We start from the raw sequence: 26,666 nt of genomic DNA, 5'->3' as shown, positions 1-26,666 counted from the left end.
CAACGACCGTGGCACAGTTCAAAACCCCTACTAATCGCACAAACAGCGAATATCCAAGTGCATCCGCGCCATACGTCCCTACCACGACTTCACCAGTCAGCAATACCACAAAAGTGCACCTTAGCGGTGCCAAACAGGTACATGAAGGTGATGCGGCGCGTTATCACGTTGAGCTGGATCTCTCGCCCATCGGTAAGGCCAATAGCAGCGCGGCCTTGCTGAAAGCTCTCTCCGACTTGCAAGGCAAGGGCATCCTATTTGGCCAGCAGCATGCCATTGATGAGGGTATCAGCAGTGCAGACAGCCACGGGCATAGATCAGATGTACATGCCATGACAGGCAAATACCCTGCCGTATTCGGCTTTGATACCGACGAACCGCCGGTAGAAACCGACGGCAGCCCGGATGCGACCGGCAAGGCATTTGCCAAAGCCTTTATCGAAGCGGATTCTCTCGGCTCTGTTGTGACCCTTTCCTCGCATTTGCACAATCCGGTTAGCGATGGCGAAGCCTTTGATATTGATAGCAGCGTTGCCGTTGATCGCCTGTTGCCGGGTGGCGACCTGAACCACAAAATCACTGACTGGCTTGATACCGTTGCGACGGCAGCCAATAACTCGGTACGTGGCGACGGCAGCAAAATCCCCATCATCTTCCGCCCGCTGCATGAAAACACCGGCGACTGGTTCTGGTGGGGCAAAGGTCACATGAGCGCAGATGATTTCAAGGCGCTGTGGCAATACGTCCACGACTATCTGACCGAAACCAAAGGCGTGGATAACCTGCTTTTTGCTTATTCGCCTAACTACCCGCTTGACGGCAGCAAGGAAAATTACCTTGCCACTTATCCCGGCGACAAATATGTGGACATCATGGGCTACGATGCTTACCAGAGCGATAACGATCAGCCCGATGCAGACTGGATGCAGGATACTGTGCGCGACCTTGTCATGGTCAACCAGCTGGCTGCCGAACATGGCAAAGTCTCCGCGCTCACCGAATTTGGCCTGAATAACGACCGCGTTATTCAGCGCAGCGGTAACCAGAATATCCACTTTTTCAGCCAATTCCTTGATGCCATCCAGGCCAATCCTGAAGCGGCAAAATTTACCTACATGATGACCTGGGCCAACTGGGGCGATAACACGGATGATGGCAAATTCCAGTCCTACACGCCGTGGCCGGGGCACGAAATGGAAGCGGATTTCAAAAACTTCGCCAACCGTCTGACACTTGCCAATCCCGCCAACGAAGATGTGACCGTCACCGTAACCATCGAACACGGCTCAAGCGACAGCGCTGACCTCAATATCAGCACTCAGCAAGTCACCATCCGCAAAGGCGAGAGTGGCGCAGATTTCACCATTGATGCCCTCAAAGACGGTAAAGCGGAAGGTAATGAAAATTACACCGTCAAAATCAGTAAAGTGCAGGGGGCTGATATCGGTCGTGGCGAAGTACAAACCACCATCGTGGATGCCGACAGCCACTACATCATGCACGAAGATTTCTCTAACCGTGCCATCGGCTCAGACTATACGGCTGACACTAACAGCGGCTGGGAGAACGCATACCACAGCGGCCACGCGAAAATCATTGACCGGGGTAACGGCAACAAAGCGCTGGAAATCACCTCTGACAAGAACGTGTCGGCGCTTATCACCGGCCCGGAAGCAGGCGCGAATTTCGAATACAGCGGCACTCTCAGCACCGGCACACAGCTGGGCGGCAATAATGCCCAAGCCTGGGAAACGGCAAGAGCAGTGTGGGGCTACCGGGACGTAGATAACTATTACTACTTCATCCCGAAAGCCAATGGCTGGGAGCTGGGCAAACGCGATGCCACTGCCCCCGACGGCGTCCGCTACCTGGCGACCGGCAGCGAGCCCAGCTTTGCCCCAGGCGCGGACAAACACTTCACCGTCATCCAGAACGGCGGAAAAATGCGGGTGCTGATTAACGGTCAGGAAATCGTGACCTTTGAAGACAGCCAAAACCCCTTCATCGGCGGCAAAGTCGGCCTGCAAGCCAGCAATGCCCGTATCATCGCCGACGACCTCAGCCTGAAAACCGTCGCTGAACACAGCCTGCCGGATAATCACGTCGGCCATGTCAGCATCAGCGGTGAGGCCAAAGTGGGTGAGGCCCTCACGGCCCACGTTACCGACGGCGATAACTTCGCGCACGATAATGTGTTTTACATCTGGTACGCCGATAACGTCCGCATTGAAGGCGTATCCGGCAATACCCTTACCCTCGGCAAAGCCCAGCAGGGCAAAAGCATCACCGTGCAGGCGGTATACACCGATGCGCATGGCGTAACCGAAACCCCCGTCAGTGCGCCAAGCACAAAAGTGGGAAACAGCGGCTACCTGCTATATGACGATTTTTCTTCGCACAAGCTGCACAGCACCTATAGCGATCAAGAAACCTTTGGCGACTGGAAAGTGGCACATGCCGGTTATGGAAAAGTTGAAATCATCGACAACGGCGGCGGTAACCAGGCCTTGCAAATAGGGCCCATGGTACGCAGCGGCGAGACAGACACCTCTTCCAGCATGGTGGTTAGCACCGTACAGACGGGTGATACCTTCACCTACAGCGGCACCATCGCTACTCCTGAACAACTGCGCCAAAACGCCCCTCCCCATGCGTGGGAAACCGCCTGGCTGGTGTGGAATTACACCGACAACGACCACTATTACTACTTCGTCCCCCGTGCCAATGGCTGGGAACTGGGCAAACGCGACCCTGCTTACAAAGGCGGCCAGCGTTTTATGGCAACCGGTAGCGAGAGTTGGCCATTAGCGGAGGCCAAGGATTTTGTCATCAGCAAACACGGCAATACCGTAGAAATCAGCATCAACGGCAAAGTCATCACCACCTTTACCGATGACGAAAGACCCTACACCGGCGGCAGCATCGGCCTCTATACCGAAGATGCCCGTATCATCGCCGATGACATCCACCTGACCCCGACCGCCAATATCACCGGCACGGCCAATCACGGCGGCATTGCCGCCATCAGCGGCACAGCGGCGACGGGTGCAGTCTTGCAGGCAGCCATCCACGATAACGACGGTGTGCAAGGCAATATCAGCTACCAATGGATGGTCGCAGGAAAAGAAATCCCCGGCGCAACAGGCGCAAACTATGCGATTACGCCGGAGAACAGTGGCAAAAGCATCACGGTGCGCATCACCTACACCGACAACACCGGCAAAGTAGAAAGCGTCATCAGCCCGCCGACAGCCGTCGTGGACAGCGGCAATGATGGCGGCGAGAACCATCCGGGACAGGTTACCCTGCACGGCAGGGCGGCAATCGGTGAAACCCTGACCACCACCGTCAGCGATGCCGATGGCATGCCTGAGATTATCCAGTACACCTGGATGGCAGACGGCAAGGCCATTGAGGGCGCAAATAGTAGCAGCTATACCATCACCGCCGCCGATGTTGGCAAAGTCATCAGCGTGCAGGCGTATTACTACGATAACGCGGGGCATGAAGAAGTCGTTCTCAGCAATGCTACCGGAGCAGTCACTTACTTCTCAGCCGCTGCAAATCCGGAAAATGGCGACCTCACCCATCCAGTCCAAGTCATAGACACGACGCCCGCTTTCCCCACACTCTTACCCCATAATAGCGACGGTGAATATAACCCAAGCGGTGAAGGTGTTAACCTCGGAACTATCGCCCCACACGAACAAACCCTCAACCTGGATCTCAGTGCGGCCGGGCATACCGATAACGCATCTGCCACCCAGCATTACGACGGCACAAATGCAGACCCCTCTCTCTTCCACAGCCCGTTTGACGGCACACTCGATACCCTGCTCGACTTTAATGCCGGCACAGGCAACCACATCCAGCTTGAACACAACACTTTTAGCGAACTGCTAAAAAACAACCCGAGTGCGGAACACATGGTGCAAGAGGCGGAAGCGAAAGACGCCAACGAGCGCCTTATTTACGACCAGGCGACAGGCGAACCCGCCTATGATGCGGATAGTAGCAGCGCAGCGGTGAGCATCGCCCGCTTCGGCATCAATAGCGAACTGGAACAAAACCATATTCAGCTCATGTGATGCCATCAGCAAATCAAAATCCGACGCCCCGGCGTCGGATTTTTTATGTACCGCTGCCTGCTGTCTCCCAAACCGGGTTTTATCCCGTCTGGCCGCGAGCCACTTACCCTATGGGCAGTAGGGCACAGAGACGCACGGGATAGATGCGGTCGTCTTTGCCGAGGCCGACGCCGATGAAGGTGCCGTCGGCATAGAGGGCGTATTCGCCGCCGGCGTTGGCGCAGGCGATGTCGTTGCCGTTACGGATGAAGCGCTGTTTGGCAGCGGGGATGTCGAGACGCGGCAAGTGGGCGGTGCAAGTATCCAGCGGAAGCAGGATGCGCTGCATGGCGGCCTCGTCGCCGTTTTCCTGCCAATCGCGCAGGGTGGCGAGCGGGGTCATGTCGTGGTGCTGGGCGACAGCAAGGCGGCGCAGCGCGGCGGTGTGCCCAGCGCTATCCAGGGCAGCAGCGAGGTCTTGCAGCAGGCTGCGAATGTAGGTGCCTTTGCTGCACCGCACGCGAAAACGGGCGCTATCCGCCACGGCGAGATCGGGGCCGAGATAGTGCAGTTCGTGGATGGTGATGGGGCGGGCGGCGAGTTCTGGGGTTTCGCCGCGTCGGGCGAGATCGTAAGCGCGTTCGCCGCCGATTTTCAGCGCGGAGTAAGCGGGCGGAGTTTGTTGTTGCGCGCCGCTGAAGCAGGCGCAAAGGGCAGCCCAGTCCACGCAGTCAAGATTGGGCACAGGCGCATGGCGGGTAGGCGTGCCGGTAAGATCGCCGCTGTCCGTCTCGTAACCGAAGGCAAGGGTAGCTTCGTAGGTTTTGTCGCCGTCAAGGTAGTAGCGGCCAAATTTAGCCGCTTCACCGAAGAGGACAGGCAAGAGACCGCTGGCGAAGGGGTCGAGGGTGCCGCCGTGCCCGGCTTTTTCGGCCTGGTAAAGCCAGCGGACTTGTTGCAGGGCGCTGTTGCTGCTGATGCCGACGGGTTTGTCGAGCAGGAGGACGCCGTGGATTTTTTTACGTGCCATAGATTGTCGTTGTTGTGGTTGGGATGAGTCATCAAGCGGTATGGTTACCGTCCGGGATAGTCTATCTTCGTTCGGGTCAAATTCCGCCACCAACGGATGGCAAAAACATCTTCCCGCTTACCGGCCACAGGGCCACTGCCACCCTGTCATTCACCGCCACGTTCTCATGCAGCATCAGCAATATTCAGCCTGCGTTATAATTTATGCACCTTATCAGTAAAAACACACTAAACCCAAGGAGTTCCTCATGGATATTCTTAGCCGGCTGCACGCCTTGCCACTATCCCGCTTCCATTTCCGCCTGCTCGGTCTCATTGGTCTGGGTTGGCTGTTCGATGCGATGGATACCGGCATGGTGTCCTTTGTCCTCGTTACCCTGGCAAGTGAATGGCAGCTTGACGCGCAGCAATCCGGCTGGATTGTCAGCGTCGGCTTCATCGGCATGGCGCTTGGTGCGGTATTGAGTGGCTGGGCGGCTGACCGCTTCGGCCGCCGCAATGTTTTCGCTGTCACCATGGTGCTCTATGGCGCTGCTACCGGTCTTTGCGCGCTGGCGCCCAATCTGCCGTTTTTGCTTATCTGCCGCTTCTGGGTCGGCTTCGGCCTCGGCGGGCAATTGCCGGTTGCGGTGTCGCTGGTGAGCGAATATGCACCGCCCCGCCTGCGTGGCCGTTTCATCGTCCTGCTGGAAAGTTTTTGGGGATTGGGCTGGCTCGCCGCTGCCCTTGTTTCCTACTACCTCATCCCGCACTACGGCTGGCGTAGCGCTTTCTTCGCTGGCGCCGTGCCGCTGTTCTATGCTTTCGCCGTGTGGAAACGCCTGCCTGAATCCGTGGCTTATTTGCTGGCGGCGAACCGTCTGGATGAAGCGCACACCCTGCTCTGCCGCCTCGAAAGCCAGGCGGGGCTAACACCTACCGCGACCGCAATCGCCCCGTCCGCCCCAGCGAAAACGCGTAACCGCCTTATTGAGCTGTGGCAGGCGCCGTTTGCCAGACGCACGCTGATGCTGTGGCTGATCTGGTTCGGCATTGTTTTTTCTTACTACGGTATTTTTACCTGGCTGCCCAAACTGCTGGCGGAACAAGGCTTTGTCGTGGTGAAAACTTTCCGCTATGTGCTGGTGATGATTCTTGCGCAACTGCCCGGCTACTTCGCCGCCGCCGTGCTGGTGGAAATCATTGGGCGCAAGGCGACTCTGGCCGGTTTTCTCGGCGCCTGCGCGCTCTGCGCCTACTGCTTCGGACACAGCACGAGCACGAACGACATCATGCTCTGGGGCAGTCTGATGTCCTTCTTTAACCTCGGTGCCTGGGGGGTGCTCTATACCTATACGCCGGAACTCTATCCGGTGCGTTGCCGTGCTTTCGGCGCGGGGTGGGCCGGTGCAATTGGCCGTATCGGCGGCATTATCGCGCCGCTGGTGGTGGCGGGGATGAGCGGCAGCAGCGCGGGCTTCGCGCGGATTTTTGTGATGTTTGCCCTTGTGCTGGCGGCGGTGGTCGTGGTGATTGTCGTCCTCGGCGAGGAAACCAAAGGGCGGACGCTGGAAGAAATCAGCGCGGGGTAGGTTGCCGCTGCTTGCATCATTTTTGGTAATCGCTGCAAAGCCGGTGCTTATTCCGCTTGACGGGCGCCCGGGAAACCGGTGTTTATCACGCTTGGCACATAAAGAAACCGCTGCACGGGCAGCGGTTTCTTTATAGTTAAACATCTAGGCGTTGCACCGCCTGACCGGGCCCCATAAAAAAATCGCTACGCTATTTTTATGGGAACCCGCCGTACTGCCCGTACCGCCTGCGGTAACGCACCTTGTGCTGCTTTTTTTATTTATTCGACTATATCCGCCTACTCACCGACGAAGAGGATGATTTCCATCAGTTTTTCATCGACTGTACCGATGCGGGGATGCGGCCACCGCGCGCGATGAAGTCCGCACACGAGCCCGTCTTGACCGGCATAATCGGCGCGTAGCCGAGTAGGCCGCCGAATTCGACGCGTTCGCCCACGCCTTTGCCCGGTACGGGGATGATGCGCACGGCGGTGGTTTTGCTGTTGATCATGCCGATGGCGGCTTCGTCGGCGATGATGCCCGCAATGGTCGCCGCCGGGGTGTCGCCCGGCACGGCAACCATGTCGAGACCAACGGAGCACACTGCCGTCATCGCTTCGAGTTTGTCCAGGGTGAGGACGCCGCTGGCAGCGGCAGCAATCATGCCTTCGTCTTCGGAGACGGGGATGAAGGCGCCGCTCAGGCCGCCAACGGCGGATGAGGCCATCATCCCGCCTTTTTTCACCGCGTCGTTCAGCAGGGCAAGGGCGGCGGTGGTGCCGTGCGTACCGCAGACGCTGAGGCCCATCGCTTCGAGAATGCGGGCAACGCTGTCGCCGACGGCCGGGGTGGGCGCAAGCGAGAGGTCGAGGATGCCGAAGGGGATGCCGAGGAGTCGCGCCGCTTCCTGGCCGATGAGTTCGCCGACGCGGGTAATTTTGAAGGCGGTTTTTTTGACGACTTCGGCGATTTCAGTGAGGTTCTTGCCGTCGCAGTGTTGCAGCGCCGCTTGCACTACACCTGGGCCGGAGACGCCGACGTTGATGACGGCGTCCGCTTCGCCCGCGCCGTGGAAGGCGCCCGCCATGAAGGGGTTGTCCTCGACGGCGTTGCAGAAGACGACGATTTTGGCGCAGCCGAAGCCTTCTGGGGTGATGGCGGCAGTGTGCTTGATGGTGTCCGCTGCGAGCTTGACCGCGTCCATATTGATGCCGGCGCGGGTGCTGCCGATGTTGATCGAGGCGCAGACGATGTCGGTCGTGCGCATCGCTTCCGGGATGCTGGCGATCAGGACGCAATCGGCAGGTGAGAGGCCTTTGTGCACCAGGGCGGAGAAGCCACCGATGAAGGAGACGCCGATGGCTTTGGCGGCTTTGTCCAGCGTCTCTGCCACGCTCACATAGCTGTCCGCCCCGGTCGCGGCAGCGATTTGCGCGATCGGTGTGACGGCAATGCGCTGGTTGACGATGGGCACCCCGTATTTGGCGGAGAGTGCCGTAGCAGTCGCGACCAGATCTTTGCCGATACGGGTGATTTTGTTGTAGATGTTGCGGTTGAGCGTATCGATGTCGGGCGAGATGCAGTCGTGCAGGTCAATGCCGATGGTGATGGTGCGCACATCAAAGTTTTGCTCGGACACCATGCGGATGGTTTCGAGGATTTCGGTGGAATGAATTTGCGTCATGGGAATTATTGTGGGGATGGGTGTGAAAAATCGAGTTAAGGCAGCCTGAAAACAGGGGTTATCGGATTTTTTCCAACCCCAGCAACGGTTCAGGTGCATCTATCCATGTTAGATAAGACAACACATAATCGAATTGGTTGATAGGAACTTGCCTGCCGTCTATCAATATAGACGTAAGAAATTCAAGATTGGGAGAAAATCCCGTGCTATCTGCTGTAGGCCTGCCGAGCTCCATTGAAGTAATCAAGCCATCTGAGGCTCTTCCGTAGCATTCCAAATGTTGGTTGACTTTTTGCAGTCGGTGATATTTGCTCAATTTTTTTACAATATCACAGGTCTCAAATTCCATCTTGTAATGAGGGACTGTCCAATTTTCCGGGTAAACGGACAGGCTAACTTTATTATTATCAAATCTGATCTTAACTAACTGTGTGTTATCCACAATATTACCCCAGGATTTTTTGACCTGATAATCTCCAAGATATTGTTTTAGCAATGCATTACCATCCTCTGAAAGTTGGGTGTCTTGAAAAGATGGAAAGGTAAGCGTTGAATTTTTATTGAATATACGCGAGGCCATATATCCTCCGCCCTCTACACAAGCACCTAGATGTAGACACAGAAAACTAATAATAAGGGTTTGGTCATACTTCATTTCTGTTCTCCATACTTGAAAATTTGGTTACGCAGATGTTCGATTTCGTCCGCTGTAAAAGCGACAGTTTGATTGCTGAACATTCCATGCAAACTGGGATTTCTAGCATTCGAAATCAGCAGTGGTTCTTGTGTTGACCACTCAATATCCGCATACCACGGAGCGTCAGATTTCGGTGCGGTGGAATCCGTGCATTGAGTAGCTGAAAGTTGCTGATTTATTTGAGGCAAGGTTTTCTGTCGGTCTGTTGCTGGCTGCTTTGCCCAATGTAGAAATGCGTCATACGTTTTCAGACTATCGGAAACAGATTGGGTACAATAGATAACTCTGCCCCATAAGTTGCTATACATCACAATATTTTTACTGCCATCGTGTATATTTTGACATGCCTGTACCAATATTGTTGTTGGCATTGAAGCAGTTTCCATACCGTATCGCCGATAGAATTTGGCATCATGCTTCATAAATAAATGGCTTTCTTTGTTGAACTGCAAGACATTCAGGGCAGTTAACCCTGTGCAATCCTGCTGTTCTGATACGGGGGTAGTACAAGCTGAAAGCAAGAAAATGGTGATTAATAACGTGATTTTGTTCATGACTATTTTACTGTTTTAAGAAGCTTGAAAATCAAATCCGGTGCATGGCGTTGAACAGCTCCTCATTCTGCATGCGGATGTCCAGCGCAAGTGCCTGGCTGGCCTGTGCGAAGATGTCGAGCATTTCCTGCCGCGATTTCGGGCATTGCGCGGTATCAACCAGAATAATCATGGTAAAGAATTCGCCCATCAGTTGCTGGCTGATATTGATAATGCTGATGCGGTTTTCAGTCAGGATTTTGGATACGTCGTACACAATACCGATACGGTCTTTGCCGACGACGGAGATAACGGAATGGCTCATAGTTTCCCCCATTAAACGGTGAATGGTTTTATCCCCTTCTTGCATGAAGGAAGGCATAAAATCGGGAAGTGGAATGTATCGCCTCTACTGCATCCTGTCAAACCGAAATGTTATGGCGGTTGGGTCTTTACCTGATGATGTTCATATCCCGTTACAGCCTGGTTTATATCGTGGAAAAGTCTGTGAAAAATAACAATAAAAGAAATATTTTACGATGCGTTGCAATAGGTGTAGATTCAGCGCTTCCCATCCATAACATATAGAGGAAACACCAATGAGCGATTTATCTGCGCTTTTTCAATCCATCAAACAGCGCGATCCGAATCAAGCGCCCTTCCATCAAGCGGTGGAAGAGGTTTTCATGAGCCTGCAACCGTTTCTCGCCAAGCATCCGCAGTACACCAGAAACGGTCTGCTGGAACGCATCGTCGAGCCGGAGCGCGTCATCATGTTCCGCGTCTCTTGGGTCGATGACAAAGGGCAGGTGCAGGTCAACCGGGGCTACCGCGTGCAGATGTCATCCGCCATCGGCCCCTATAAGGGCGGACTGCGCTTCCACCCGACCGTGGATTTGGGCCTGCTGAAATTCCTCGCCTTTGAGCAGACGTTCAAGAACGCGCTGACCACGTTGCCGATGGGTGGTGGCAAGGGCGGCGCGGATTTCGATCCGAAAGGCAAATCCGATGCTGAGGTGATGCGTTTCTGCCAGGCTTTCATGAGCGAGCTCTACCGCCACATCGGCGCGGATACCGACGTGCCGGCAGGCGACATCGGCGTCGGCGGGCGCGAAATCGGCTATCTTTTCGGTCAGTACAAGCGGCTGCACAACGAGTTCACCTCTGTCCTCACCGGCAAGGGGCTTTCCTGGGGCGGCAGTCTGATCCGTCCGGAAGCGACGGGTTATGGCCTCATCTATTTCGTGCAGTCCATGCTGCGCACGAAGGGGCACAGCATTGAAGGCAAGCGCGTGCTGGTTTCCGGCGCGGGCAACGTCGCGCAATACGCCTGCGAGAAGGCCATTCAGGTCGGCGCGAAGGTGCTGACGGTTTCTGATTCCGGCGGCTTTGTGCAGTTTGCCGATAGCGGCATGAGCGAGGCACAACTCGTCGCGCTGATGGAATTAAAAGAAGGGCGGCGCGAACGTCTCGCGGTGTACGCCAAAGAGCAGGGGCTGGCCTATTTCGCCGGGCAACGGCCTTGGGGCGTCGCCTGCGATATCGCCCTGCCGTGCGCAACGCAAAACGAGCTGGATGGCAACGACGCCGCTACCTTGCTGAAAAACGGCGTGTTCTGCGTTGCCGAAGGGGCGAACATGCCCTCCACCCTGGAAGCGGTCGAAGCCTTCCGTCAGGCAAAAATCCTCTACGCGCCGGGCAAGGCCTCGAACGCGGGCGGGGTCGCCACCTCAGGACTGGAAATGAGCCAGAACCACATCCGCTTGTCATGGCCGCGTGAAGAAGTGGACAAACGCCTCTTCGACATCATGGCGAACATTCACGAAAACTGCCTGGCGAACGGCACGGAAGGCAACTACACCAACTATGTGAACGGCGCGAATATCGCCGGTTTCAAGAAAGTAGCCGATGCGATGCTGGCGCAGGGGATTGTGTAAATCCCGGCGCGCAACGCTTGCAAAAAACCGCCTGCATCGTACAGGCGGTTTTTTTGTGGACGGTCTCTTCTCCTTGATAGGCCCGGTAACGGTGTCGCTTGACGGGGTCAGTGTTTACGCCGCTTGACCATATAGCTAAGATGCTTATTTTTTCATACAGGAGAATGATTATGGCCTACTCTCTCGACTTTCGTAAAAAAGTCCTGGAAACATTAAGTCGTGGATTATCGGTTCGAACTACTGCTGCACTATTTGGGATCCATTTCACAACCATTCAAAATTGGAAGAAACATCCTGAAAAAGCCAAAACACCACAAAAACGACCACCGAAAAAGATCCGCACAGAAGAACTCCTGGCTGATATTGAGATGTATCCAACAGATTATCTAAGCGAACGTGCCAAACGATTCAAATGCACACCCGCTGCTATCAGAAAGGCTATGCTACGCAATAAATTTAGTAAAAAAAGACGATACTGAAACACCCCAAGGCTTGTCCGATTAAACGGAATTGGTTCCAACGTTTTCAGACCTGCTTCCGTAAGCGCAAACTACCTTTGGTATATATTGACGAGAGTGGCTTCCGCAAAGACTGGATCAGGCGATATGGTTATTCACTTAGAGGACAGCGTTGTTACGCTGAGCATGATTGGCATGGTAAAAATCAAGTTAATGCTATAGGTGCGGTATATGAGAACAAGCTATTTGCTGTTGGCTTGTTCGAGCATAGCATTAATACTGATATTTTTAAGGCGTGGGTGGAGCAAACCTTGTTACCTGAACTGCCAAAAAACAGTGTAGTTGTGATGGATAATGCAGCTTTTCATAAAAGCAGCGAGATAGCTGATTTATTAAAGAAGAATGGGCATAGGATATTATGGCTTCCACCTTATAGCCCTAACTTAAACCCAATCGAGCATAAATGGGCATGGATTAAATCTATTCGCAATAAACTTCGATTAAATAATATTGACCTATTATTTAATATATGTGTGAATAATTAAGTATATTAGCCATAGATATCTACCTATCTCAGCAGTCGCAAAAATAGCCGAGAAAACAAAGGAAAACCCCACGCTCGCTTGCGGGATAGGGACAAAGTGAGGGCATTCGTCCGTAGGACAAACCTTATCGAGCGGGACAGACAGGCATTTTTTTGCCCTCCTCCGTCGCTTCGCGACACCTCCTCCCGCAGGCGGGAGGAGGGATTGTCCTCTGTTTCCTAAAGGGATTTTTCTCGCTGCGAGAAGTATAGATACCTATGGCCGCTTGGCAGGTAGTAAGCGGACTTTTATAAGCACAGCCCCAGGCTGAACAGCAGGTTTACCCCGCAGGCGCAGCCGACGATGCGTTTCAGTTCACAGCCGGCGCTCATCTGGTCGGCGGCGCGGTGCAGGGCGCGGGCGTGTGTGCTCACGAGTGGCAGGAGCAGCAGCCATAGCAGGCTGGTGTAGGCCTGGTTAAGCAGGGCGTAAATGAGGTAGCAGCAGCTGGCCGCGCTTAACAGGATGTATTGGAACTGTTTGGCGCGCTCGAAGCCGAGTTTGACGGCAAGGGTCTGTTTGTCGGCGGCGCGGTCGCTGGTGATGTCGCGGATGTTGTTGATGTTAAGCACGGCGGCGGCGAGCAGACCGCTGCCGGCGGCGGGCAGGAGCAGGGTCGGGTGCCAGCCGCCGCTTTGCAGGTAGTAGCTGCCGAGGACGCCAAGCAGGCCGAAGAAGGTGAAGACGCTGATTTCGCCGAGGGCGTGGTAACCGTAGGCGCAGCGGCCAACGGTGTAGGTGATGGCGGCGGTGATGGCAAGCGCGCCGAGGCCGAGAAAGACAAGGAAACCGCGCCAGTCAAGCGCGCTGACGCTGAGTAGCGTAATACCGAGAGCGAGGCTGGCGAGGGTGCAGACAACGAGCAGGCGGCGCATGTAAGCGGGGCTGACGCTGCCGTTGGCAGTGAGACGGAGCGGGGCGCTGGCGGGACGGGCACGGTCGGTGCCGCGTATGCCGTCGCCGTAATCGTTGGCGATGTTGGAGAGGATTTGCAGGGAGAGGGCGGTCAGCAACGCGAGGATGAAGACGAGGGGATGCCAGCTGCCATCGTGGTAGGCGAGCGCGTTGCCGCAGCAGATGACGGCGAAGGCGAGCGGCAGGGTGCGCGGGCGGGCCAGTTGGATTAGTGGGCTCATGTGATTTTCTTGCGTTTTATAAATTTGTAGCGGTATCGGCGGGCAGATTCTGCCTTATCGCCTCGTAAAGCACAATCGCGACGGTGTTTGAGAGGTTGAGGCTGCGCGAGGTTTCCTGCATGGGCAGGCGCAGTTTTTGTGCGGGATCAAGCGCGGCGTGAACGTTTTCCGGCAAGCCCGCTGTTTCGCTGCCAAAGAGGAGGATGTCGTCCGCGCCGAAGCGGGCGTTGTAGAGGCCGCGCCTGCCTTTGGTGGTGAGCGCCCACAGGGTTTGCCCGGCGGTCGCGGCGCAAAAGGCGGCCCAGTCGTCGTGGTGGCGGATGTGGGCGTATTCGGCGTAATCGAGGCCGGCGCGGCGCAGGCGGCGGTCGTCCCAGACAAAGCCGAGCGGGTGGATAAGGTGCAGGGTGGCGCCGGTGTTGGCGCAGAGGCGGATGATGTTGCCGGTGTTCGGCGCGATTTGCGGTTGGTAGAGGGCGATGTGTGGCATGGTTTAGCGGGGTTGGACGGCGGCACAGCGGGCGGTGAGGCGCAGGACGATAAGCCAGCAGACGGGCGCGACCAGCACCGCTTCGGCCATCTGTCCACTGATGACGCCGCGCGCGCCGAAGTAGTGGCCGCCGAGGCTAATCAGCGGCAGGGAGCCGCAGGTGAGGCAGGCGAGGTTGGCGGCGGTGGCGTAAAACGGGCGGCCCAGGTTGTTGTACGCGGCATTCATGAAGAAAATCATGCCCTTGCAGCCGTAGAGCAGGGCAATGCCGCTGCAAAAGTAGCACAGCAGCGCCGCCGCTTCGCCGCTGAGGGTGAACCAGCCCGGCAAAATGTCGCGCGCGGCGAAGAGCAGCAGGCAGACGGTGGCGGTCACGGCGAAATTGAAGACGAGCGCGTTATATAAGGTCTCGCGCACGCGGTCGAAGCGGGCTGCCCCCGCGTTCTGGCCGACAATTGGCGCGACAGCGGCAGACAGCGAGAACAGCAGGGCAAAGCCAAGCGGCACCAGGCGCATGATGACGGCGAAGGCGGAAGCGGCGGCGTCGCCGAACTGCGCCATGCTGCGCGCGGCATAAGCGGTAGCGATAGGGCTGGTGAGGTTGGTCAGCATCGCCGGAAAGGCAATGGCGGTAATGGCGGGAATATCGGCAGCGAGCAGATGTGGCGCTAGCGGCGCGCGCAAGCGGTAGCGGCAGAGCAGGCAGTACCAGGCGACCGCCGCCATCACCGCCTGCGCACACACCGCCGCAAGCGCTGCCCCGTGCAGTCCCCAGCCCAGGACGAAGATGAAGACAGGGTCAAGCGCCGCCTGCGTCAGCGTCGCACTCAGGCTGACCAGCATGGCGAGCCGCGCGCTGCCGAGAGCGAACAGCGTCGCCGTGCCGCAGTTGCCGAGTGCCAGGAGCGGCAGACCGATCAGGACGATGCCGAGATAACCGCTGGCAAAGTGTAGCGTCTCGCCCGACGCCCCGACCCAGGACAGCACCGTGCCCCGCCCCAGCCACACTGTGGCGGCAATCGTCGCCATCAGCACAAACGACAACAGCGACAGATTAAAGGCATAACGCGCCGCGCGCTGCTCGTTGCCACTGCCAACGGCCTGCGCGACCAGCGCCGTGGTGGCAATGCCGAGGGCTATCGCAATCGCGCGGATAAAAAAGAGCGCGGCGGCGGAAAAGCCGACTGCCGCCACCAGTCTGGTATCGCCCAGGCGGCTGATGAACAGCACATCAACAAAATCGACAACAAACGTCGCCATGATGCCGACACTGCGCGCGGCGGTCATTGACAGCAAATGCCGCCACAAGCCGCCTTCGGCAAAAACCGCCTTCACAACAGCGCCTGTGCGCACTGCGCGGCGACGCGGGCACTGCGCGAGCCCTGGGCGAGGGCAAACTGCAACGCACGCTGGCGTTCGTCCGGCGACAAATCGCGCCCCAGCCAGTGCGCAACCGTCACCAGAAACTGTACCTGATCGAGCGGATGAAAGGCCAGACGCAGCCCGAAGCGTTCCGCCAGCGACACCTGCTCCTCCACATCCTCCTGCGGGTGCAGGGCGCGGTCATCGCGGTGAAACTCGGCAAGCAAATGACGACGGTTCGACGTCAGACAAATCAGCACATTCGCCGCGACGCCGCCAAGCGCGCCATCCAGCACCGCTTTCAGCGCACGATAACTGCCGTCATCCGCGCCGAAGGACAAATCATCAATAAAGACCACAAACGGTGAGGGCGCCTGCGCCAGCGTCCACAACAAAAACGGCAAATCCGGCAAATCATCGCAGGCGACCTGCAAACACTTCAGCCCGCGCGGGCGGAAAAAGCGCAGCGCGGCACGCACCAGCGACGACTTCCCCGTGCCGCGCGCGCCCCAGAGCAGCGTGTGCTGATACGGCGCGCCGCTGAGAAAACGCTCGATATTGGCGAGAAACGCCGCCTTCTGCGTCTCGATACCGAGCAGGTCATCAAGGGCGACATCGCCGCGCAGGGCAGCCGGCACCACATGCGCCTCACCCTGATAGCGCATACGGACAAACATATCGCCAGCGGCAAAAATATCGAGCAGACGGGCAGCGACGGGATGGGAAACGGACATAGTGATAAGAAGGTGGGAACGAAAGGCGCGAATCATACCGCATCAGCGGGGGAAGGCTGCGGCTGGGTGAGATAGCGAGAACAACCGCCCTGCCCTGCCAGCCCAGGATTTATCCCGCTTGGCGGCAAGACAAGTGTTTATCCCGTTTGGCGGCTGTCCACTAACCCAGTATTTATCCGGCTTGGCGTGCGCCCAAGTTCGAACATTGCACGAAAAAATCCCTTCCTCCGCTTGTGGGGGAAGGTGGCCGCAGGCCGGAAGGGGGGAATAAAAACCAGGATTTCTCCCCTTGGCGACCGTCACTAACCCAGCATTTATCCCGCTTGGCGGTTCGCCACGAGCCCAGCGTTTATCCACTTGGCGCGAACCCAGCATTTATCTCACTTGGCCATAAGTATCTACCCATCTCGCAACAAGAGAAAAACTTTTTAAAAACAGTGGATAATCCCTCCTCCCGCTTGCGGGAGGAGGTGTCGCGAAGCGACGGAGGAGGGCAAAAAATGTCTATCTGTCCCGCTTGACGAGATTCGTCCTGCGGACGAACGCCCTCACCCCTACCCCTTTCTCGCTACGCGAGCTGTTCCAGTCCCGCAAGCGGGCAGGGATTTCCCTTTGTTTTTTCAGATATCTTTTCAACTACCGAGATGGGTAGATACCTATGTCCGTTTGGTAGCAAAGCCAGTGTTTGTCCCGCTTGACGGGAATCCGCCACCTTCCGTCGCGGATAAAAAAAGACGGCGGTTGCCGTCTTCCTTATTTCCCTACGATTCAAGCGAGTTCAATCGGGCCGTGGTTATCACAATGGCCATCGTGCGGATGGTGCAGATGGCCGTCCACAAGATAATCGACGTGGTCGCCATGTGGCACGGCTTCGTGACCGCAGCCGGGGCCGTGAACGTGGCCTGCTTCATGGCCGTTGCAGTGGTGATCCGGGGTGCAGACATCAGGATTGACCGCGCTAACGGCAATGCGGTGTTCATCCACATGCCCTTCGTGCGGGTGGTGCAGATGGCCGTCGTGCAAGTAATCAACGTGGCCATCATGTTTAATGGCGGTGTGGCCGCAGTTTGCGCCGTGCTGATGCGCATGGTCGGCGTGATGTGGCAGGGTGCAGGTATCGGTCATATTGGTGTTCCTTGTATTTTTTGATGAAAACACCGCCCGAAGGCGGGGGCGCGCATGGTAGGAGAGGATGAAGGAAATGGTCAAGTCATGCCATCGTACGGGTCATATAGTTAAACATCTAAAAAATCGTAACGGCGTTGCGTCGCCTGACCGGGCCCCATAAAAATCGCTACGCGATTTTTATGGGAACCCGCCGTACTACCTGTACTGTCTGCGGCGACGCGCCTTGTTACGCTTTTTTATCTATTCAACTATATCCCATCGCCATCAGCGGACGGGGTTATCTGGCATTTTGCGACGACGGTCAGACAAGGAAAACCCCGGATTCTCTCTGCTCAACGCCGATTGTCGGGCAGGGCGCGATATGCGCGTGTTCGGGAGATTTAACAGCACTGAGCAGGATAGGCATGGAAAAAGCCGCATAGTCATCTCGCTTGGCGGCCAGTCGTCCTGACGAAAGATGATGAAGCGGGTTGCGCCTGCCCGGTGAGCCAAGGCTCGCCTACGTGCATCCAGTCTTTATGCCGTTTGATGAGGCCATTTTTACACGCCGCATACAAGAAACCCCGCCGCAGCGGGGTTTCTTGTTATTTGCAGCGGGGGATTATTTCGCCATCGCTTTAGCAGCTTCTTGAGCCATCGCTTCAGATGCTTTTTTCATCACGGCGATATCAAGGTCGCAGGCTTTGTAGGCTTCTTCGTTTTTCTTTTCCTGCGCGGTCATTTCGGCGGTCATCTCGGTTTGCGGATTAGCCATTTGTTTTTCGATGAGGACGAACATGCCTTCGTAATCGGTTTTGTCGGTCACGCAGGCACAGTTACTGGCTTTGTCCTGGCCGTAGAGGTTCGTGCAGTCTTCCGTCGCGCCTTTTTTCAATTCAGCGAGGTTGGCACGCATTTTGTCGGCCATTTTTTTGCCCAGCATTTTGCCGATTTCTTCTTGGGAAGGCTGTTTATCGCCGGCTTTCTGCACTTCGGTCATGATTTCCATCATGACTTCGTTAGCGATTTTCTGCCCGAGTTCTTGCGAGGTTTTTCCGGCAAAGTTCTGCGCGGACGCGCTCACAGCCAGACCGGCAAGCATGACGGCGGCGAGGGTGTTTTTCATCAGGGTTTTCATAAAGGGCTCCAAAGTAAAGGAAAAGGGAATTTGTCTTTCGGCAAGACGGCGCGGATTGTAAGGGATTCGTCCGCCATTTTCTGTTTTTCCGCCAGCGAGTGATGCTGCCACGCCGGGGCATTTTTATACGAAAATACCGCTTCCCCACCCACCGAGAGGCATATATGAAAAAAATCCCCTGCATGATTATTCGCGGCGGCACTTCCAAAGGTGTCTATTTCCGCCAGGACGATCTGCCTGCTGACCCCACCGCACGCGACCGCGTGCTGCTCGCCATCATGGGTTCCGGCGAGGCTTCGCAAATCAACGGCCTCGGCGGCGCGACCAGCCTCACCAGCAAGATCGGCATCATCAGTAAATCGGCGCGCCCCGGCATCGATCTCGATTATCTCTTTGCCCAGGCGGGCATCGAGCAGAAGACTATCGACACCCGCCCTTCCTGCGGCAATATTCTCTCCGGCATCATCTGCTACGCCAGCGAATGCGGCCTGATTGCCCTGGAAGACGGCGTGACGACGGTCAAGGTTTATAACGTCAATACCGACAGCATCATCGAGGTCTCCGCCGAAACGCCGAACGGGGTGCTGAAATATGACGGCGACACGGTGATTTCCGGTGTGGCCGGCAGCGGTTCGCCGGTGCGGCTCAATTTCAGCCAGATTGAAGGCGCGAAGACGGGCAAAATTTTCCCGACTGGCCACAAGCGCGACTGCATCGATGGTCTGAACGTGACCTGCATCGACGTCGCCATGCCGATGGTGCTGTTCAGCGCCGCCGAACTCGGCCTGCGCGGCGATGAAAGCAAGGCCGAGCTGGACGCGCAAGGCGGGCTGATTGCGCGTATGGAAGCGATGCGGTTACAAGCGGGCGAGTTGATGGGGCTGGGCGATGTGCGCGGTAGCGTCGTGCCGAAAATGGGCGTGCTCTCCGCACCGCGCGGCGCAGGCAGCATCACGTCGCGCTATTTTGTGCCGGATAAGTGCCACGCCGCCCATGCCGTTACCGGCGCCATTTGCGTCGCAGCGGCGGCGAATATTCCCGGCACTGTCGCCCATGATTGTTACCGCGCGAGCGGCAGCGTCGTCACCATCGAGCATCCCTCCGGTTTTATCAGTGTGGACATGGTCTGCGAGCCGGATGGTGACAGTTACCGCTTCACCCGCGCCGCGCTGGTGCGCACCGCCAAGCCGCTGATGACCGGCTTTGCCTATTACGAGGCGGAATGATGTCATAAAAAAAGCCGCCTGCGGGCGGCTTTTTCGTTATACGGCTTCTGTTTTACAGTTCAAACGCCGCGCGCATCAGACGCTGCGCATATTCTGTCTGCGGCGCGTTGAAGATTTGTTCGGCGCTACCGCGTTCGACCACTTCGCCCTGTTTCATCACGAGGACGTCGTCGCTCATGGCGCGCACCACCGAGAGGTCGTGGCTGATGAAGACGTAGGAGAGGCGGTATTTTTGTTGCAGGTCGCGCAGGAGTTCGACGACTTTCACTTGTATCGAGCGGTCGAGCGCCGAGGTCGGTTCGTCAAGGAGGATGAATTTGGGTTCAAGGATGACGGCGCGGGCGATGGCGATGCGCTGCCGCTGCCCACCGGAAAATTCGTGCGGGTAGCGGTTGATCATCGCCGGCGACAGCGAGACTTCTTCCAGCATCGCCGCCACTTTTTCCTGCCGCTGTTTGCTGCTGAGCTGCGGCTGGTGCACAAGCAGGCCTTCGCCGATGATTTCGCCGATGGTCAGGCGCGGCGAGAGAGAGCCGTAGGGATCCTGGAAGACGATTTGCATATCCGCCTTGAGTTTTTGCAGGTCTTTGCCGCCGACGTTGCCGAGGTCATGCGTTTCAAAGCGGATGTCGCCCCGGTACGGCAGCATGTGCAGGAGCGCTTTGCCGAAGGTGCTTTTGCCCGAACCGGATTCACCGACGATGCCGACGGTCTGCCCCCGGTGCAGGTCGAGATCGATGCCTTTCACCGCGTGGAAGGTTTTGCGCGGTTTGCCGAAGAAGCTGCGTTCGGTGACGAATTCGACGTGCACGTTTTTGGCGGAGAGCAGGAGCGGTGCATCTGCCGCGACCGGCGTTTTCATGCCTTCCGGCTTGGCGTTGATGAGTTCGATGGTGTAGGCGTGCTGCGGCGCGGCGAAGACCTGCTTGATGCTGCCCTGTTCGACGATTTCCCCAAGACGCATGACGCAGACGTTTTCCGCGTAGTGGTGGGCGAGGCCGAGGTCGTGGGTGATGAAGATGATGGCCATGCCCATCTGCCGTTGCAGGTCGTGCAGGAGGTCAAGGATTTCCGCCTGGATGGTGACATCCAGCGCAGTGGTCGGCTCGTCGGCGATAAGCAGGTCGGGTTCGTTGATCAGCGCCATCGCGATCATGATGCGCTGCAACTGTCCGCCGGAAAATTCGTGCGGGTATTGTTGCAGGCGGCGTTCGACGTCGTTGATGCCGACGCGTTCGAGCAGGGTTTTGCAGCGGGTGTGGATGTCAGCGGCGGCAGTTTCAGGGTGGTGCGCGCTGATCGCTTCGCCAAGCTGTTCGCCGATGCGCATGTACGGGTTCAGCGAGGTCATCGGCTCCTGGAAAATCATGCCGATGCGGTTGCCCCGTAGGCGGCGCAGGGTCTTTTCGTCGGCATCAAGCACGGAGACGCCGTCGAATTCGATGCGCGAGTTGCTGCCATAGGCGGTGATATGCGGCGGATGCAGGCGGACGATGCTCATCGCGGTCACGGATTTGCCCGAACCGGATTCGCCGACCAGCGCCAGCGTTTCGCCTTTGTGCAGGTCGAGGCTGACGCCGCGCACGGCGTGGACGGTATCGTCGTTGATGTGGAAGCTGACGTCGAGATCGGTGATCCGCAGCAAGAGGGGATTGGCAGGGTTATTCATGGCTACTCACCGGTCTTTCGGGTCGAGGGCGTCGCGCAGGCCGTCGCCGATAAAGTTGAAGCAGAAAAGGATGGTGGCGAGGATAAGCGCCGGGAACAGCAGCAGCCACGGCGCGCTTTCCATTTGTTTCGCCCCTTCGGAAATCAGTACACCGAGGCTGGTCATCGGTTCCTGCACGCCGAGGCCGAGGAAGCTCAAGAAACTCTCGGTGAGGATGACGGCGGGGATGGTGAGCGTCACGTACACAATCACCGTGCCCAGCGTATTCGGCACGATATGCCGCTTGATGATGCTCTCGCTCAAGACACCAAGCGCATCAGCAGCGGCAATAAATTCCTTGTGGCGCAGGCTCATCGCCTGGCCGCGCACGATGCGCGCCATGGTCAGCCATTCGATGGCGCCGATGGCGGCAAACATCAGATAGATGTTCTTGCCGAAAAAGACCATCAGCAGGATGACGAAAAACATGAACGGCATGGCGTAGAGCACATCCACCACGCGCATCATCACACTGTCGAGACGACCACCAGCGTAGCCGGCGATGGCACCGTAGGTAACGCCGATGATGAGGCTGACCACTGTCGCGCACAGGCCGACGAGCAAGGAGATACGGATGCCGAACATGGTACGGATGAAGAGATCGCGGCCGTTGACGTCGGTACCGAACCAGTGGCCGTTTTCCAGACTGGGCGCCGTGCCCATGTCGTCCCAGAAGACTTCATCAATGGCAAATGGGCGCAGATACGGCGTAATCAGAGCAAGAACGGTGAGAAGAAAGAGAATGGCGAAGGAAATCATCGCCGCCTTGTTGCGCAGCAGGCGACGTCGGGCCAGTTTCCACAGGCTCTGCCCTTGTGGGGTGGCGGATTTGGTCAAAGAAACAGCTTGGCTCATGATTGCAGTCTCACTTTCGGATCAAGATAGGCATAGGCGAGGTCAACCAGCAGGTTGAACAGCATGATCAGCGCGCCATAGAACACGACTACGCCGAGAACGAGGGTGTAATCGCGGTTCAGCGCCCCCTGGACAAAATAGCGGCCAATGCCGGGGATGCCGAAAATCTGCTCGATGACGACCGAACCGGTCATCACCGCCGCGCAGGCCGGGCCGAGATAGCTGACCACCGGCAGCAACGCCGGTTTCAGGCAGTGGCGGACAATCACCTGCCATTCTGTCAATCCCTTGGCGCGGGCGGTGCGCACATGATTGGTATGCAGCACCTCGATCATTGAGCCGCGCATCAGACGGGCAACATAGGCAATCTGCGGCAGGGCAAGGCAAGTCACGGGCAGGATCGCCTGAGTGATGCCGTATTCGCCCCAGCCGCCGGCGCGCGGCAGCCAGGCATCATTCCAGCCGTGCTGCAAAAACCAGGCACGCAGATCAACTGCGAACAGCAACGTGAGCAGCGGCGCCATGACAAAATTCGGAATGGTGATACCGATCATGGCAAAGCTCATGATGCCGTAATCGGCGTTGCTATTTTGGCGGATGGCGGCGCTGATGCCGAGCAGCGAACCCAGCAGCACGGCGATCACGATCGCCGTCATGCCCAGCTGGAAGGACACGGCAAAACCGTCGCTGATCATCTCGTTCACCGTACGGTCGGGATACTGGAACGACGGCCCCAGATCGCCGCGCAGCACATTGCCCATATAGCGGAAATACTGCTGATAAAGCGGCTCGTCGAGATGATAGACGCGGTTCAGGTTCGCCTCAATCTCCGGCGGCAGCTTACGCTCCAGATCAAACGGCCCACCGGGCGCGGCACGCACCATAAAAAACGCCAGAGAAATAATCACCAGCAGCGTCGGAATCGCCACCAGCAAGCGGCGCAACACATAACGGAACATAAGCAGACTCCCATAAGTCTTGCAAAATCATGATGATAAAAAATAAAGCGCCGACAGGCGTCGCCGGATAATAACGCATGAAAAATGATTGTGGTAGGCTGAAAAACCTCCTTACAGACGCAAAACCGGAGCAAAACCATGAAAACCCGACAAAAAACACTACTAACCCTGCTTGCCGTAGCCATAAGCGGCATTATGCAGAGCGCCCATGCCGAAACCGTGCTGCGCCGGGGCAACGGCTCCGAGCCGAAGACCATCGACCCGCAAATCGCCGAAGGCATGCCAGAAGCGAACATCATGCTGGATCTCTTCGAAGGTCTGACCACGCGCGACGGTGCCGCCAACATCATCCCCGGCGTCGCCGAAAAATGGGACATCTCGGCAGACGGCAAAACCTACACCTTCCACCTGCGCCACACCACCTGGTCAGACGGCACCCCGCTGACCGCTGCCGACGTTGTCTATGCCTGGCAGCGCGACGTTGACCCCGCCGCCGGCGGCAAATACGGCTTCCTCCTCTACCCGGTGAAAAACGCCCAGGCCATCGCCGAAGGCGAAATCAAAGACCTCAGCCAGCTTGGCATCAAAGCGCTGGACGAATACACCGTGCAAGTCGAACTCGAAGCCAGCACCCCCTACTTCCTTGACATGCTCACCCACGCCAGCACCGCACCCGTGCCGCAACACATCGTGGAAAAACACGGCAAAGCCTGGATCCGCCCGGAAAACATCGTCAGCAACGGTGCCTACAAAATGACCGCCTGGCAGCCGAACGCGCACATCACCCTGGCCAAATCCGACACCTATTGGGATAAAGACACCGTCAAAATCGACCAGGTCATCTACTACCCGACCGAAGACAAAAACACCGAAATCAAGCGTTACCGGGCGGGCGAACTCGACATGACCTACGAAATCCCCGACGACCAGATCAAATGGCTGCGGGAAAACCTGAAAGACGAACTCGTCATTGGCACCTACCTCGGCACCTACTTCTACGGCTTCAACCTCACCCGTCCGCCCTTCAAGGACAACCCGAAACTGCGCGAAGCCCTGTCGCTTGCCATCGACCGCGACATCATCACCGGCAAAATCACCGGCGTCGGCGAAAAACCCGCCTACGGCATGGTGCCGCCGGGCATCAACGGCTACGACAACTACCACCCTGCCTACGCCGACCTCAGCCAGCAAGAGCGCAACGAGCGGGCGCAAAAACTCTACGCCGAAGCGGGCTATAGCAAAGACAAACCGCTGCACGTCGAACTGCTTTACAACACCGACGTGAACCACAAAAAAATCGCCGTTGCCATTGCCGCCATGTGGAAAAAGACCCTGGGCGTCGAAACCGAGATGACCAACCAGGAATGGAAAGTCTTCCTCGCCACCCGCCAGGAAAAACAGCAAACCCAAATCTTCCGCGCGGGCTGGATCGGCGATTACAACGATGCCAACACCTTCCTCGAACTCTACACCAGCAAGGCGGGGCTAAACGACTCCGGCTACAGCAACGCCAAATACGACGAACTGCTGCAACAAGCGAGTCAGGAACAGGATGCAGGCAAACGCGCTGCACTGCTGCAAGCTGCTGAAAAACAACTGGTGGACGATTACGTCATCGCGCCGATTTACAGCTACGTCAGCAAACGCCTGGTCAAACCCTACGTCAAAGGCTATACCGCCAACGTCATGAACCTGAACCCGTCCCGCTTCCTGCGGATCGAAAAATAACGCGCCTTGCGTGAATAAAAAAAGCCGCCTGCGGGCGGCTTTTTTTCTTTCCTATTTCCAGTCTGCTTCGCTCTCGACAGGAATGCCGTTTTTCTCCAGCCAGGCACGCACTTTTTTACCGAACGCTTCTTTGTGCGGGTAGGGGAAAAAGTCGCGCTGGAAGGTGTTGCCTAGGTCGTCTCTGGCGCGCGGGTCAACGCCCATTTGCAGGAAGCGCCACAAGTCGTCATGCGCGTGGACGAGTGCGGCCTGGTGCAGCAGGGTACGGCCGTCTTTCGCCTTGGCGTGGATGTCTGCCCCGGCTTTGAGCAGCAGGTCGATGTTTTTGCTGGTTTCCCCCCAGTCGATGGCGCGAAAGAGCGGGGTTTCGCCGAGGACGTTGCGTACGTTCGGGTCGCCGCCGTGTGCCAGCAGGGTTTTCAGATACCACGGGTCGTGGACGATAGCACCGAGGTGCATCGGGGTATCGCGCATCGGGCCGAGGAAGTTGGGGTCGGCGCCGACTTCCAGCAGGGTGGTCACGGCACGTTTGTTGCCTCCTTTGATCGCCCAGTCCAGCAGGGACAGTTCTTTGTGGATAGCGTTCGGGTTTGCGCCCTGCTTGATGAGTTCGCGGCAGCGCGCGCTGTCGCCCGCTTTGGCAGCAGTAAACAACGCCTGATCCTGTGCGGATGCTTCGGCTTGAGGGGTGGGATTCACGGGACGGGCGAGGACGGCGGCAATCTCCGGCGGCGCAGTGAGCGGGGTGCCGACAGCTTCGTTATCTGCCGTTGCAGCAAGCGGGGCGGCAAGGAGGGCGAGGATGAGCGAGGGTCTTTTCATGGGGTTTCCTTGATGGACAAAGGGCGGTGCGAGGCGAGGCATTGATGATGTCAGAATCGCTGCCTTCGGTATTTTCCGCAGGGCGTCCAAACCGGAAGGGTGGAGCCAAGGCAGCTTCATGCGTATTCCAATTGCCCCCTTTCGCCAAAGGGCGAAAGGGGGGACGGTCAGCGGGCAATCAGTTGACCGTTTTCGAGGACAACGCGGTCAACGGGGACCTTGAAGTAGTTTTCGAGGGCGGACCCGGCGGCACTTTTCAGGAAGGCGTACTGTCCTGCGAGGCTTTTGTCCTGATGGTGACCGTGCAGCACCATCGCGGCGTAGGAACCTGCCATGATCATACTGATGTATTTCTCTTTGTCAGCGGCGGCATAGTCCTCCGGATGTTCGCGCACAAGGCGGTCGTACTGGGCGATGACGCTTTTCATACCGGCATCTGCGGCGTCATCCAGAGGCAAGTCGTGATAGACGAGGTAATTGTTGAAAAGGAAGGCACCGAGCGCCGCACCGAAAGTATGCGGATGATTGGCTTCGAAGGCAGTAAAGCTCTTTTTCAGCGCAACGGCCCATTGCGCGCTGTCGCCCGGCATACCGTTGGTGAAGGTGGCAATGGCGCGGTCCAGTTCTGCCGGGCTGACATCGTAGGCTTCGGCTGTCCGCGCAGTACCGGCGGAACCAGCGAAGACGGCGGCAATCTCCGGCGGCGCAGTAAGCGGGGTGCCGACGGCTTCATTATCCGCATTGGCAACAAGCGGGGTGGCGAGGATGGCGAGGGTAAGAAATTGTTTTTTCATGAGGTTTCTCCGTTATAGGTTTGCGGCGACTGCCAAGCGGGACGGTTACTGGGTTTGCGGGGCAG

23 protein-coding genes are annotated in these 26,666 nt (G+C 57.2%); 7 read left to right on the top strand and 16 right to left on the bottom strand.

The features are described 5' to 3' along the window. Positions 1-113 precede the first annotated feature (113 nt). Positions 114-4,088 (top strand): glycosyl hydrolase, encoded by a 3,975-nt coding sequence (locus tag LG374_RS09105; RefSeq protein WP_225757397.1) that lies wholly within the window; start codon positions 114-116, stop codon positions 4,086-4,088. 103 nt (positions 4,089-4,191) lie between these two features. On the opposite strand, the gene truB is transcribed toward LG374_RS09105, so the two are convergent. After that, on the bottom strand, positions 4,192-5,097 hold the full coding sequence (truB, locus tag LG374_RS09100) for a tRNA pseudouridine(55) synthase TruB (RefSeq protein WP_225757396.1): 906 nt from the start codon (positions 5,095-5,097) through the stop codon (positions 4,192-4,194). A 247-nt stretch (positions 5,098-5,344) separates the two neighbouring features. Between truB and LG374_RS09095 the strand changes: the two genes are divergently transcribed. Beyond that, positions 5,345-6,667, top strand: coding sequence for an MFS transporter (locus LG374_RS09095; protein WP_225757395.1), 1,323 nt, complete (start codon positions 5,345-5,347; stop codon positions 6,665-6,667). A 307-nt stretch (positions 6,668-6,974) separates the two neighbouring features. Here LG374_RS09095 and LG374_RS09090 read toward each other — a convergent pair whose 3' ends face one another. The 4 genes from LG374_RS09090 to LG374_RS09075 are packed head-to-tail and all read right to left on the bottom strand — an operon-like array spanning position 6,975 to position 9,888. Then, positions 6,975-8,333, bottom strand: a complete 1,359-nt coding sequence (locus LG374_RS09090; RefSeq protein ID WP_225757394.1) for a PFL family protein — start codon at positions 8,331-8,333, stop codon at positions 6,975-6,977. Positions 8,334-8,391: 58 nt separating this feature from the next. Further along, entirely contained in the window at positions 8,392-8,988 is a 597-nt protein-coding gene (locus LG374_RS09085) for a hypothetical protein (RefSeq protein WP_225757393.1), read from the bottom strand. Next, positions 8,985-9,584 (bottom strand): hypothetical protein, encoded by a 600-nt coding sequence (locus tag LG374_RS09080; protein ID WP_225757392.1) that lies wholly within the window; start codon positions 9,582-9,584, stop codon positions 8,985-8,987. The genes LG374_RS09085 and LG374_RS09080 overlap by 4 nt, the downstream gene beginning before the upstream one ends. A 31-nt stretch (positions 9,585-9,615) precedes the next feature. After that, positions 9,616-9,888: an ACT domain-containing protein gene (locus tag LG374_RS09075; RefSeq protein WP_225757391.1), complete on the bottom strand. Its 273-nt coding sequence runs from the start codon at positions 9,886-9,888 to the stop codon at positions 9,616-9,618. 274 nt (positions 9,889-10,162) lie between these two features. Between LG374_RS09075 and gdhA the strand changes: the two genes are divergently transcribed. From gdhA to LG374_RS09060, 3 genes are all read left to right on the top strand, one after another. After that, positions 10,163-11,500, top strand: a complete 1,338-nt coding sequence (gdhA, locus tag LG374_RS09070) for an NADP-specific glutamate dehydrogenase (protein WP_225757390.1) — start codon at positions 10,163-10,165, stop codon at positions 11,498-11,500. Between the two features lie 170 nt (positions 11,501-11,670). Next, on the top strand, positions 11,671-11,979 hold the full coding sequence (locus tag LG374_RS09065) for an IS630 transposase-related protein (RefSeq protein WP_225757389.1): 309 nt from the start codon (positions 11,671-11,673) through the stop codon (positions 11,977-11,979). After that, positions 11,973-12,503: an IS630 family transposase gene (locus LG374_RS09060; RefSeq protein WP_370639325.1), complete on the top strand. Its 531-nt coding sequence runs from the start codon at positions 11,973-11,975 to the stop codon at positions 12,501-12,503. The genes LG374_RS09065 and LG374_RS09060 overlap by 7 nt, the downstream gene beginning before the upstream one ends. Before the next feature lie 287 nt (positions 12,504-12,790). Here LG374_RS09060 and menA read toward each other — a convergent pair whose 3' ends face one another. From menA to LG374_RS09030, 6 genes are all read right to left on the bottom strand, one after another. Next, positions 12,791-13,678 carry a 1,4-dihydroxy-2-naphthoate octaprenyltransferase gene (gene menA, locus LG374_RS09055; RefSeq protein WP_225757388.1) on the bottom strand — a complete coding sequence of 296 codons (888 nt, stop codon included), beginning with the start codon at positions 13,676-13,678 and terminating at the stop codon, positions 12,791-12,793. 16 nt (positions 13,679-13,694) lie between these two features. Next, a complete protein-coding gene (locus LG374_RS09050) occupies positions 13,695-14,168 on the bottom strand; it encodes a tRNA (cytidine(34)-2'-O)-methyltransferase (protein ID WP_225757387.1) in 474 nt (157 codons plus the stop codon). A 3-nt stretch (positions 14,169-14,171) separates the two neighbouring features. Continuing rightward, positions 14,172-15,503: an MATE family efflux transporter gene (locus tag LG374_RS09045; protein WP_225757386.1), complete on the bottom strand. Its 1,332-nt coding sequence runs from the start codon at positions 15,501-15,503 to the stop codon at positions 14,172-14,174. Further along, positions 15,500-16,264, bottom strand: coding sequence for a DUF815 domain-containing protein (locus tag LG374_RS09040; protein ID WP_225757385.1), 765 nt, complete (start codon positions 16,262-16,264; stop codon positions 15,500-15,502). The genes LG374_RS09045 and LG374_RS09040 overlap by 4 nt, the downstream gene beginning before the upstream one ends. A gap of 768 nt (positions 16,265-17,032) precedes the next feature. Then, positions 17,033-17,389: a hypothetical protein gene (locus LG374_RS09035; RefSeq protein WP_225757384.1), complete on the bottom strand. Its 357-nt coding sequence runs from the start codon at positions 17,387-17,389 to the stop codon at positions 17,033-17,035. A 604-nt stretch (positions 17,390-17,993) separates the two neighbouring features. Continuing rightward, positions 17,994-18,509 carry a hypothetical protein gene (locus tag LG374_RS09030; RefSeq protein ID WP_225757383.1) on the bottom strand — a complete coding sequence of 172 codons (516 nt, stop codon included), beginning with the start codon at positions 18,507-18,509 and terminating at the stop codon, positions 17,994-17,996. 164 nt (positions 18,510-18,673) lie between these two features. Between LG374_RS09030 and LG374_RS09025 the strand changes: the two genes are divergently transcribed. Next, a complete protein-coding gene (locus LG374_RS09025) occupies positions 18,674-19,735 on the top strand; it encodes a 4-oxalomesaconate tautomerase (protein ID WP_225757382.1) in 1,062 nt (353 codons plus the stop codon). A gap of 52 nt (positions 19,736-19,787) precedes the next feature. Here the strand turns inward: LG374_RS09025 and LG374_RS09020 are convergent, their stop codons facing one another. From LG374_RS09020 to oppB, 3 genes are read right to left on the bottom strand one after another with little or no spacing between them, the layout of a single operon-like run. Continuing rightward, positions 19,788-21,404, bottom strand: a complete 1,617-nt coding sequence (locus LG374_RS09020) for an ABC transporter ATP-binding protein (RefSeq protein ID WP_225757381.1) — start codon at positions 21,402-21,404, stop codon at positions 19,788-19,790. 6 nt (positions 21,405-21,410) lie between these two features. Continuing rightward, positions 21,411-22,298 carry an ABC transporter permease subunit gene (locus tag LG374_RS09015; RefSeq protein WP_225757380.1) on the bottom strand — a complete coding sequence of 296 codons (888 nt, stop codon included), beginning with the start codon at positions 22,296-22,298 and terminating at the stop codon, positions 21,411-21,413. Continuing rightward, positions 22,295-23,257 (bottom strand): oligopeptide ABC transporter permease OppB, encoded by a 963-nt coding sequence (gene oppB, locus LG374_RS09010; RefSeq protein WP_225757379.1) that lies wholly within the window; start codon positions 23,255-23,257, stop codon positions 22,295-22,297. Before oppB ends, LG374_RS09015 begins: the two co-directional genes overlap by 4 nt. Before the next feature lie 138 nt (positions 23,258-23,395). On the opposite strand from oppB, the gene LG374_RS09005 reads away from it, so the two are divergent. Further along, positions 23,396-24,985, top strand: coding sequence for an ABC transporter substrate-binding protein (locus LG374_RS09005; protein ID WP_225757378.1), 1,590 nt, complete (start codon positions 23,396-23,398; stop codon positions 24,983-24,985). 51 nt (positions 24,986-25,036) lie between these two features. Here LG374_RS09005 and LG374_RS09000 read toward each other — a convergent pair whose 3' ends face one another. Both LG374_RS09000 and LG374_RS08995 read right to left on the bottom strand, forming a co-directional pair. Then, the gene (locus LG374_RS09000; RefSeq protein WP_225757377.1) at positions 25,037-25,807 is read right to left on the bottom strand and encodes an ankyrin repeat domain-containing protein; all 771 of its coding nucleotides are present in this window, start codon (positions 25,805-25,807) and stop codon (positions 25,037-25,039) included. Between the two features lie 167 nt (positions 25,808-25,974). Next, positions 25,975-26,601 (bottom strand): DUF6683 family protein, encoded by a 627-nt coding sequence (locus LG374_RS08995; RefSeq protein WP_225757376.1) that lies wholly within the window; start codon positions 26,599-26,601, stop codon positions 25,975-25,977. Positions 26,602-26,666 lie beyond the last annotated feature (65 nt).

Source organism: Cardiobacterium sp. Marseille-Q4385 (genome assembly GCF_916618745.1).
Lineage (GTDB): Bacteria > Pseudomonadota > Gammaproteobacteria > Cardiobacteriales > Cardiobacteriaceae > Cardiobacterium.
This window is presented reverse-complemented; position numbering and strand designations above follow the sequence as displayed.